Below are 3,202 nucleotides of genomic sequence, written 5' to 3'. Positions count from 1 at the left end.
TGTGCTTTATTTATTATTTTTTCGCTAAATTTACGCAACAAACTATAAGCACAAAGCCGTTGTGCAACATATGACCAAAACCGAAAGTTAATGACAAACCGAATTTTAACAGCTCTTACAATTAGAATAGCTGGAATATATTTATTCACGAAAATTTTTGACCATTTTGGTTCTTACTTTTTTTCAGTTTACGGAACTGCTACTATGGCTCGATTTGACGAATTGTTGAGTGAACCGATTGACAAATTCTTTTTTACTGGAACATTTCTGACAATAGCGAATATTGTCGTTTCAATATTTCTATTCGTGAAAGCGGAATGGATTGCTAAAAAACTAATAAAAGCGGACAATGAAATAAAAACGGAACTGAACGCTGAATCTCTGACAAAAGTGATTTTATTGACAGTCGGAATTATTTGGTTAGCGAAATTGATTTATCTAATTCCTGATCTAGTTGAATACTGTTCTAAATTTATTTCGAGCATGAATGGAAATGAAGAAATTGAATTACCTGATTTTGCGATAGCGAATTATATTATAAAAACGATTTTGATACTAATAATAATATTCCGAATTGAAAAAATATCGAATTGGATTATAAAGAAAATATAAAAATACGTTGCACAACAATGTGTATAATTCATTGCTGGTTATAGCCTACTTACGAAAGTCCTCGCGGACTTTCTATCTGTGATTTATTTGCTAACTTTAGTGCTTAAACACGCAACGAAATCATACACTAGACCGTTGTATACCATTTGAAAAAATGAAAAAAAACGATATTATTTTTTATTTAGGTATTCTATTTTTATTGATAGGAGTACTTGGATTTACTTACATGATGATTTTTTTTATTATTGCAATACCTATTTTTACAATTGGCTTAGTAATAATATCTTTAAATAAAAGAAAACTTAAAATAAAGTTAAGTTATATTCTAGGAAGTATTTTATTTATAGTATCATATTGGATAATTTGGATAAATATTAATAGAACTGATGCTGAGACATTTTTAATTCCTGAAGAATTAACTGGTAAAGTCACTATAATTTATGGCTCCAAATCGGGTATTAATCCATTAGTGCAAAATGGAAGAAAAATACTAAACATTCCGAAAGAAGGTACTTTATATGTTAATTATGAATATAAAAGTGGGTTTATAGACCACGAATACTATTCTATATCTAATAATGGAGAAAAAACAAAAATGGAATTTTATAATAAATCTGAAGCTAAAAAATCACCTAGAATTGAATTATTAGTAACAGGAAATAGTCCTGGGAAAATTGGAAATGATAAATATTCGACAAAATCTTCTTTAACGACTTATTATATGACATTTAATGTTGTTCGAGAATGAGAATATTATGTGAATAAAACGGTATACAACAACAGCTAAAGTTAATGTGGGCTTTGTTTCTTATTCAATGTTTTGTGTATATTTACTAAGTCGCTAAATCCTTTTTGATTTAGCTTTTTGAAATAAAATAAAAATTAAACAAAAAGGCTTCAGCTTAGTGCGGTCTCCGATAATTTTTGATTATCTACTCCCACACTAACCTTAGCTAAACCGTTGGCAACAAGCAAAAAAAACCGTGAATAAAAATGAAAATCCATATAAAATATTAAAATATCCACCTGCATATTTAGATGGATATTTAGCGATTAACGGCTGTTTATCTGAATATTGTATTCCTATAGAATTTACCAAAAATAACGGAGAGAAATGGGTTTATGGATTTAAAGGAGAAATCGAAAAAAAAATTGAAATTATCAATTTAAAAGATAATAGATATTTTTTAATATCAACAATCAATGAATTAAATAGAAATTACATAGTTGATATTGAAACAATAAATCCAATTAATGAAATAGATTTTGTTTTAGAGAAATTAAAATATAATAACGAACAAATATTTATTTTAAATTCCAATTCAATAGCAATCATAAAAGAGCCAAATGAAATAAAATATATTGAAAATTTATGTTGGGACGGAATAAGAAACAACCGAATTGAAAATGGTTTCCTAAAAGGTCAATTATATAATTGGAATAATAGTGAAAGCGGAGAAGAATATAACAAAACGGATTATGAACTTAATTTAAATACAATGATTTTAAAAAAAGGAAAGGAATTAAACCAAAAACCAATTCAAGTAAGAAAAGTAAAAATTGAAAAACCAAAGTGGTGGGAAATATGGAAAATGGAATAAAGCCAGATTGCCAACACCATATATAATTTATTGCTAATACTAGCCTACTTACGAAAATCCTTAGGGATTTTCTATTTCGCTTTTATTTACTAAATTAGTTGCTCGAAATACGCAACAAACCATATATAAAAACGTTGTAGTGCATTTAAGAAATGAACGAAATTTCAAGAAACATACAAAAAGAATTTTATAAAGTTTGGTCAGAAAAAGAACTTCTGCCGAATTTTGAAAAATGGATTTATGAATCAACGGAACTAAAAGACAATTTGAATTCGAATTCATATTATGAATTTCTTTCTTTTAATTACAAAAAGGAAAATTCGCATTCTGAATTAAAAAAACTAATTGAAAATCAAATTAGTCAGAGCGAAGTTGAAAAGTGGAAAATAACGAAAGATTTATTAAACGCAAAAAACCGAACTAAAAATTACTCGAAATCAATACGGAATTTTTACACTCTGTATTGTAAAGGTTATGATTTTATGGACAATTTAGCATTCAATTATAGTTTAGCTTTAGAATGTCCTTATAGTTATTATAGAATAGAAACTTTTGAGAAATTATCTGAAAAACAGAAACTGACTTTAATTGAGAATTGTTATCCAGATATTATTGGAGAAATTGAGAAAGTATTGAATTGGATTGAAAACGAAAAAGTAGTTTTAATTGGAAAAACTAACGAATTTGGAAAATTAGAATACATTGATAATCGAACTGATTTAGAAAAAAACAATTATAAAGAAATAAATGAAACGGTTGAAAAAGGAAAATGGTGGGAATTTTGGAAATAAAAAAACGCACTACAACACCGTATAAAAAAAATTGCTAAATTAGTACTTAACTAAAGGCAGTTGCATTTTTATCAACTTCTGAATTTCCTTCGGAAATTCCTCGCTGACAAAACCGCAACTTTTCTTATACAAACACGTTGGCATTCATTAGCGGAAACCGTTAAAATTGAACATTTTTAGCTTTTAAAGTGAATTTTT

At 27.2% G+C, this 3,202-nt stretch carries 4 protein-coding genes; all 4 read left to right on the top strand.

The features are described 5' to 3' along the window. The first annotated feature begins 90 nt into the window (after positions 1–90). The 4 genes from P2G10_RS12660 (at position 91) to P2G10_RS12645 (ending at position 3,004) form a co-directional block, all read left to right on the top strand. Complete coding sequence (locus P2G10_RS12660; RefSeq protein ID WP_275316959.1) at positions 91–612, top strand: hypothetical protein; 522 nt, start codon at positions 91–93, stop codon at positions 610–612. Between the two features lie 229 nt (positions 613–841). Then, positions 842–1,360, top strand: coding sequence for a DUF6843 domain-containing protein (locus tag P2G10_RS12655; RefSeq protein ID WP_275316958.1), 519 nt, complete (start codon positions 842–844; stop codon positions 1,358–1,360). A gap of 235 nt (positions 1,361–1,595) precedes the next feature. Further along, positions 1,596–2,213, top strand: a complete 618-nt coding sequence (locus P2G10_RS12650) for a hypothetical protein (protein WP_275316957.1) — start codon at positions 1,596–1,598, stop codon at positions 2,211–2,213. A gap of 152 nt (positions 2,214–2,365) precedes the next feature. Next, on the top strand, positions 2,366–3,004 hold the full coding sequence (locus tag P2G10_RS12645; RefSeq protein WP_275316956.1) for a hypothetical protein: 639 nt from the start codon (positions 2,366–2,368) through the stop codon (positions 3,002–3,004). Positions 3,005–3,202 lie beyond the last annotated feature (198 nt).

The sequence above is a fragment of the Tenacibaculum bernardetii genome, assembly GCF_029125915.1.
Lineage (GTDB): Bacteria > Bacteroidota > Bacteroidia > Flavobacteriales > Flavobacteriaceae > Polaribacter > Polaribacter bernardetii.
This window is presented reverse-complemented; position numbering and strand designations above follow the sequence as displayed.